This is a genomic window from Streptomyces graminilatus (assembly GCF_001418565.1).
In the GTDB taxonomy this organism is placed as follows: domain Bacteria; phylum Actinomycetota; class Actinomycetes; order Streptomycetales; family Streptomycetaceae; genus Streptomyces; species Streptomyces graminilatus.
The window spans coordinates 1-6451 of sequence record NZ_LIQQ01000655.1 but is presented as its reverse complement, the minus strand read 5'-3'; the positions used below and the strand labels follow the sequence as shown (position 1 = coordinate 6451).

8 protein-coding genes are annotated in these 6451 nt (G+C 73.1%); 1 reads left to right on the top strand and 7 read right to left on the bottom strand.

The window, feature by feature from the left end; translation table 11 throughout:
• Positions 1-56: 56 nt before the first annotated feature.
• The 3 genes from AOK08_RS39190 to AOK08_RS39185 are packed head-to-tail and all read right to left on the bottom strand — an operon-like array spanning position 57 to position 2166.
• Complete coding sequence (locus AOK08_RS39190; RefSeq protein WP_055534974.1) at positions 57-476, bottom strand: phage tail protein; 420 nt, start codon at positions 474-476, stop codon at positions 57-59.
• On the bottom strand, positions 473-622 hold the full coding sequence (locus tag AOK08_RS46205; RefSeq protein ID WP_157876993.1) for a hypothetical protein: 150 nt from the start codon (positions 620-622) through the stop codon (positions 473-475). The genes AOK08_RS39190 and AOK08_RS46205 overlap by 4 nt, the downstream gene beginning before the upstream one ends.
• A gap of 2 nt (positions 623-624) precedes the next feature.
• Complete coding sequence (locus tag AOK08_RS39185) at positions 625-2166, bottom strand: hypothetical protein (RefSeq protein ID WP_157876992.1); 1542 nt, start codon at positions 2164-2166, stop codon at positions 625-627.
• 817 nt (positions 2167-2983) lie between these two features.
• On the opposite strand from AOK08_RS39185, the gene AOK08_RS39175 reads away from it, so the two are divergent.
• Complete coding sequence (locus AOK08_RS39175; protein WP_157876991.1) at positions 2984-3478, top strand: hypothetical protein; 495 nt, start codon at positions 2984-2986, stop codon at positions 3476-3478.
• A 962-nt stretch (positions 3479-4440) separates the two neighbouring features.
• On the opposite strand, the gene AOK08_RS46775 is transcribed toward AOK08_RS39175, so the two are convergent.
• The 4 genes from AOK08_RS46775 to AOK08_RS39160 form a co-directional block, all read right to left on the bottom strand.
• Positions 4441-4596 carry a DUF6760 family protein gene (locus AOK08_RS46775; RefSeq protein ID WP_198539532.1) on the bottom strand — a complete coding sequence of 52 codons (156 nt, stop codon included), beginning with the start codon at positions 4594-4596 and terminating at the stop codon, positions 4441-4443.
• Positions 4593-5084: a hypothetical protein gene (locus AOK08_RS39170; RefSeq protein WP_055534967.1), complete on the bottom strand. Its 492-nt coding sequence runs from the start codon at positions 5082-5084 to the stop codon at positions 4593-4595. The genes AOK08_RS46775 and AOK08_RS39170 overlap by 4 nt, the downstream gene beginning before the upstream one ends.
• Positions 5081-5524 carry a phage tail protein gene (locus AOK08_RS39165; RefSeq protein ID WP_055534965.1) on the bottom strand — a complete coding sequence of 148 codons (444 nt, stop codon included), beginning with the start codon at positions 5522-5524 and terminating at the stop codon, positions 5081-5083. Before AOK08_RS39165 ends, AOK08_RS39170 begins: the two co-directional genes overlap by 4 nt.
• 64 nt (positions 5525-5588) lie before the next feature.
• On the bottom strand, positions 5589-6451 hold an 863-nt coding region (locus tag AOK08_RS39160), incomplete at its 5' end, for a phage tail sheath family protein (protein WP_198539531.1).

Sequence of the window (6451 nt, the reverse complement as noted above, 5' to 3'; positions counted from 1 at the left end):
ATGGTCTGGTTGGTGGTCGGGTTGGTGGTCGGGTGGGCGCGGTGGGCAGGCTCGGGTCACAGGAAGCCGTGGTGGGCCAGTTCGATGCTCTCGGTGGCGACCTGCGAGTTGTTGGGGTCGAAGCTGGGGCCGGTCCAGGACACGACGATCACGTCACGCAGCGACCACTGGGCGATCACGTCCTGGAGGTTCGGCCGCAGGGCCGCGATCTGGGCGGTGCCACGGCGTGCCTTGCGCGGCAGCGAGGCGAGGAACCCGGCCACCTTCGAGGAGTCCGAGGTCAACGGGCGCGACAGCCTGACGTTGGAGTACGTGATCCGCGAGGGCAGTTGCCACACGAAGCCGTTGTTGCCGCCCTCCACCCGCTGCTCGACCTCCACCTGAAGGCTCAGCCCCTCGCAGTTGCTGAAACCGCCCAGGTCTATGCCCTCGATCTGCAGCCGGAAGTGGACACTCGTCCCGGGATCCGTCGTCATCCGCGCTCACTCCGTCGCCTGGTCGAGTCGTTGCTGTGCGAGTAGTTGTTGGGCGAGTAGTTGTTGGGCAAGTTGTTGTTGGGCATCTCGTCGGTGCGTATCTGGTCGTTGCGCGTCTCGTCGGTGCGCGTCTCGTCGTTCGCCAACCTCAGCGCCCGCCGTCCAGCAGGCGCCCCGCCCGTTCTCTGCCGAGCAGGTACTCGGCGCGCAGCAGCCGGCCGAGTGGATCGGCGAGGCGCCGGGCGAGTTCGTCGATGTGCCTGCGCTCCATCCGCTGGAGGAACGCCCCGATGTCCTCGGGCAGGCCGTGCGGGTGCGGGTTGTCCGGCGTCGGGGTCGACACCCTCGTGGCCGTGGCTGGGCCGGCGGGCGGGGCGGTGGTGCGGGCCGGGGTCCGCACGCGGGGTGCGGATGCCGGCGGTACCGGGGGTGATGACGGCGGTGCTCCCGTCCAGGCGGACTGTTGACGGTCCGGACCGGGCGCGGGCTTGTTCACCAGCGGGGTCGCCGGGAAGGAGGCAGCCGGGCGGTTGTGCCGTACGCGTTGCAGTACGGGGGGCGGGGTCGGGGCCGCCGACGACTCCGGGCGCGCCGGAGCCGGGTCCGGGGACTCCCCGACCAGGAAGGGCCGTCCGGAACCCTCCCGGGCGAGGACCACGGGCGCGGTACGGGTGTTCGCCTTCCCCGGCGCCGCTCCCGTACCGAGGCGCGCCGAGCGCTGTATCGCCGGGGCGGCGGGCGGAACGGAGGCGGCCGGTCGCGGGCGAGGGGGGACCAGCGGGCGCGGTGGTGTCGTACGGATGCCTTCGGCGGCGTGCGGGGCCTGCGCGGACGGCGGGAAGCCGGGCCCGTCGGAAATCGCGCGCTGAAGGACCGGGGGCGCGGAGAGGGACGAGGACGCGGAGAGAGACGGGGGCGAGGCGTCTGCGGGCATGGCATACGTGGGCACCCGTGGTTCCCGTGGTTCCCGTGGCCGTGGCACATCGGGGACGCCGACCGGGCCGGTGGATGCGCGAGGCACGGCCGGGGTCCGCTGTACGGGGCCGGGCGGAACCGGGTCGCTCGGCGTACGCCGGGCCACCACCGGACGTACGGCGGCACCGCGCGGTTCCTCCGGAACGGGGCGCGGGGAGAGGTCGGCCGCGGTGGCGCGCTGCACGAACGGGGCCGGGGGCAGGGGGGCCTCGACTCCGGCCCGCCGCATGTCCAGGGGCACCGGAGACCCGGCTCCGGACCTCGGCATCTCCAGGGGCGCGCCGAGTCCCAGCCCCGGCCGGTCACCGCGCCCCGGCCGAGCCGGGCGAACCGTCGCGTCCGCGTCCGCGTTCGCATTCGGCAGGTCGGCGACGACCGGGGTGAGGGTGGCGGCCCGAGGCGCGGGGGGCGACAGCGGCACAGCGGGAAGCGGGGCCCCGAGGCCGGATTTCCGTACCGGGGCGCGTTGCACCATGGGCGGGCTGGGCACGGACACCGAAATCTCGGTCCCCTTGGGGGTGGCGGATGTGGGCGTGGGCGTGGGCGTATGCGTGGAAGCCTGGGCCGGTGGGGGCGTGGTGACGTGCGGCATCGCGCGCTGCACAGCGGGCACGGTGGGCGCTGAGGGGTGGGGCGCGGACTCCGGTGTGGGCATGGGTGCCTGAGCCGGTGCGGGCGCGGTGACGTGCGGCATCGCGCGCTGCACAGCGGGCACGGTGGGTGCCTGGGACGCGGGCCGGGGTGTGGGCGCAGGCGCAGGAGCCCGCGCATCAGGCCGAGCAGGTGCCGGTGCCTGGGACGCGGACGCGCGAGGGCTCGCGGGCGCCGGAGCCGAGGGCGGGGGTGCCGTGACACGCGGCATCGCACGCTGGACAGCGGGCCGAGCGGGTACCGGCGTCGGCGCGGAGGCCGCGGAGGCACCGGGGGCCCGTTCGCCGCGTGTGGGCAGCGGGGCCGACGGGGAGGACTCCGTGGCCGGGGGCGCGGTCGCCGACGCTCTCCCGGAGGAAGGGGATACGGGCAGCGCAGCCGTCCCGGGCAACTCGGGCGCGGGCGCCGCTATGGCCGGGGTGCTGGGCAGTACGGGAGTCGTGGCAGGGGCAGGCGGTCGCCCGGGAAGGGCAGGGGTCGGAGGGGGCACAGCCGTCCTGGCCTGGGCGTGCGGTGTCTTCCCCGTCTTCCGCCAAGGTGTCGGCAGGCGGCCAGGAACAGCGGTCCTGGACGGTCGCTGAGGCGGGCCCGGCTGGGCGGCCGTATCGGGCGAGCCGATGCCCACGGGCGGAACAGTGCCGGGCCGCGACGGCTGCTGAACACTTCGTTGGACCGGCTGAACAGGCTGGATGGGCTGGGTCTGCCGGGTCTGCTGGGTCTGCCGGGTCTGCTGGACCACCGGCCCGACCGGTTGCCGCCGCGCCGTCGCCGAGGGTCCGGCGGCCTCGGGCACCGCCACAGGAGCAGGCTCGGAGGTCGGCCGGGTGACATGCGGTGGCATGTTGCCCTGCCGGGGCTGCGTCTCCTGGCCTCGTTGCGGCGTGGGCGGCGCGAACGGCATCGCCGACGCGTCCGCTTCCGGGTGCCGACGGGCGCTCTCCGGGACGGTCGGGGGAACCGGGGTGCCGGTGGGCGGGGCCGACGGAACGGCCGGCAACCGCGCCGGGGACACGGGCGCGGCACGCTCCGGTCGGCGCTGCACATCGACCGGCGGCGCGGGTGAGGACGTACGGGCGAGGGCGGAGGCAGTGGCCGACGATGCCGTGGGCACTGCCGGTACCACCGGGGCAGGCCGGTCGACCGCAGCCGCCGGTACCGCCCGTGTGGCGCTGTCCGGCGGTCGCGGCGGCGAACTCTGGCGGTCGCCCGGCGGGGTGGCCGTCACGGCGGCGGAACCCGCACCGGAAGCCGGCACGTTCGGGGCGTACGCGGAGTCGGTCAGCGGGCCTGTCGGCTGCCGGGACAGCGCCCCCGGCCCCGGTCGCGACGTGACCGCGCGCTGCACCACCGGGGGCGGTGTACGGGCGACCGGATGATCCGCCGGACCGGAGTCCGACGTACGACGGGCGACCGGTGCGCCGGAGTCGGCCGATGCCACGGGAGCGGCTGAGGCCGCAGGAGCGGCAGGAACTACCGGCGTGGCCGGGACCGATGGCCGTCGCCGCCGGTCGCCCAGGGCAGGCGGCTGGGCCCCGAGGCCCGTCGAGTCCTGAGTCGTCGTTCCCCCGGAACGCGCGGCTACAGCCGCCGCCCGCACCCCCGGTGGCCGTGTCCGCGACGAGGTCGCTTCCCGCGCCTGTGGTCCGGGCGCGGCGGCCACCCGGCGCTGGACGGACGCAGCCGAGGATGCCGAAGCCCCTGAAGACACCGAAGCCCCGGCTCCGGCATCCGCCACCTTCTCTCCCTGTCGCCCGCCGCCGGACCGAGGACCACCGGATGGAGAACCACCCCGCCAAGGACCGCTTGTCCCAAGTCCCCCTCCCCCAGGACCGTCAGGCTCGGGACCACCCTGCTCAGTACCGGGTCCGACGTACGGAAGGACGGGAAAGCCGGGACGGTCGGGCAGGTCGGGCAGGTCGGGATGAGCGGGCGGGCTGGGTCGGACGCGTCGCTGCACCGCCGTTCCCGGGACCACGCCCACCACCCCGTGGGCCACGCCGCCCGGGGCGTCGATGCTGACCAGGCGTCCGCGGTCGCGGTACAGCGACGGGTTCTGCCGGGTGCCCAGGCCGCGTTCGAAGGCGGGTGGGTCGGTGAGCAGGGCCGCGGGTGCGATCGTGAGGGGCATGGGAGCCGTCGTGGGCCAGCCACCGTCCGACCGCGCGACCGGCCCGGACACGGCGGCGGCGGCAGAGTCACCGGCACCGGCACCGGCGTAAGCACCCGTACCAGCACCCGCGCCCGCGGCGGCGACAGCGGCAGCCGGGGGCGCGGGAGCGGACGGACGGCCGCTCCTCCCCCGCCGGCCGATCCAGTCGCGTATCGCCATGGCCCTTGCTCATCCTTCGTTCAGGCGTGTGTTGATCCGGGCTATCTCGCTCACCCACCGGGCCCGTTCCGCGTGGGTCAGGTCGAGGATCTGGTCCCGGGGCCAGTGGAAGTGGTAGGCGACGTACGCGGCCTCCTCGTGGATGCGGTCGACCCCGTACGTCACGATTCCCCCAGGCGGCTGCCGGCGAGGTCCACGTCGAAGGAGCACTCGCAGGACGGGCAGGTCACCTCGGCCCGGGTGTGACCCTCCGCGTTGATCCGGCGGTAGAAGTCCTGGAGGAACGCGAGGTCGGCGGCGAACAGCCGTTCCACCACGCCCGCGTGCACATCGGTGATCGCCCCGATACGGGTGACGACCAGTCCGAGCAGGACCACCGTCAGATACGCCGGGTTCTCCTTGACCCGCAGGTCGATCAGCGGCACCAGCTCGTCGCGGGCGGTCGCCAGCCGCATCGAGCCGCGCCGGTGCACCGTGCCCGAGTCGTCCACGTAGCCGCGCGGGAGTTCGAATTCGAACTCCGTCCTGAGCCGTTGTTCCACGACCGGCTCGGGCGCCGCGACGGCGGGCGCCGGTTCGGGTGCGGTGAGGAGGGAGCCGTCTCCGGCGAGGTCCGCCCCGGGGGCGGCGCCGGAGACCGTACGACGCCTCATGCGAAGGTGATCGTCTCGAAGACGATGTTGACCTTCTCCGTCGCGGGGGCGGCGTCGCCCGCCTTGAGACCGGGCCCCTCCCACTTGTTGACCCAGGCGTTCTCCAGGTTCATCCGCCGGACCGGCGTGTTCTTGGAGTCCGTGATGATGATGCTGATGTTCTTGCGCGCCTCGTCGACGGCCCCCTTCTCGAAGACCTGCTCGATCCACTCGCTGAACGCGGAACTCTTGTCGAGGCCCCGGGTGATGGTGACCTCGCCGCCCTTGCGCGCACCCGGGAGCTTCTTGATCAGGTACTGGCCGCTCGGCGTGACCTGGGTGACCTCGATCGTGTCCACCTCGACCGACAGGCCGCTGACCTCCTGGACGGACTCGACCATGACGCCGCCCAGTTCGACCTGGAAAATGTGTGTGGAGAGGGTGTCTCCGGTAACCGACATGGGTCCTACTGCCTTTCAGAGCTGTTCAGGGCCGGCGAAGATGACTGCTGTTTTCCCGCTACGGTCACTCGTCGACGAGGCTGGTGCTGTCGGAGAACTGGGACAGCCGGAAGACCACGAACTCGGCGGGCTTGACCGGGCAGATACCGATCTCGCAGATCACCTGGCCGGCGTCGATCGAGTCCGGGGTGTTGGTCTCCGAGTCGCACTTGACGTAGAACGCCTCCCCCGCGCTGGCCCCGAACAGCGCGCCGCGACGCCACTCCTCGCGCAGGAACGCCGAGATGTTGCGGCGGATGGTTCCCCACAGGCGGATGTCGTTGGGCTCGAAGACCACCCACTGGGTGCCGAGGAGAATCGACTCCTCCAGGTAGTTGAAGAGCCGCCGGACGTTGATGTAGCGCCAGGCCGCGTCGGACGACAGTGTCCGGGCGCCCCAGATCCGGATGCCCCGGCCGGGGAAGGCCCGGATGCAGTTCACGCCGATCGGGTTGAGCAGGTCCTGCTCCCCCTTGGTGATGTTGACCGCCAGGTCGAGCGCCCCGCGTACGACCTCGTTGGCCGGGGCCTTGTGCACCCCGCGCTCGGTGTCGTTGCGCGACCAGACCCCGATGACGTGACCGCTCGGCGGTACGAGGCGGTTCTGGCCGCTCGCCGGGTCGAGCACCTTGATCCAGGGGTAGTAGAGGGCGGCGTACTTCGAGTCGTAGCCGGCCACGTCCGTACGCCAGTGGCTCACCAGCTGGGGAATCAGGTCGGGCAGCGGGTCGAGGACGGCGATCCGGTCACCCATCAGCTCGCAGTGCGTGATCATGGCGGTCTGTACGCTCTTGACGCCGTCCGCGTCGATCAGGCCCTTCTCGTAGCCGGCCATCAGGTCGGGGACGGCCACCATGGTGACCTCGTCGACGGCCTCAAGACCGCCGA

What these genes read in the sequence shown, in the direction of transcription:
- AOK08_RS39190 (WP_055534974.1), bottom strand. Translation starts at nt 476, where the DNA reads ATGACGACGGATCCCGGGACGAGTGTCCACTTCCGGCTGCAGATCGAG.
- AOK08_RS39170 (WP_055534967.1), bottom strand. Translation starts at nt 5,084, where the DNA reads ATGAGGCGTCGTACGGTCTCCGGCGCCGCCCCCGGGGCGGACCTCGCC.
- AOK08_RS39165 (WP_055534965.1), bottom strand. Translation starts at nt 5,524, where the DNA reads ATGTCGGTTACCGGAGACACCCTCTCCACACACATTTTCCAGGTCGAA.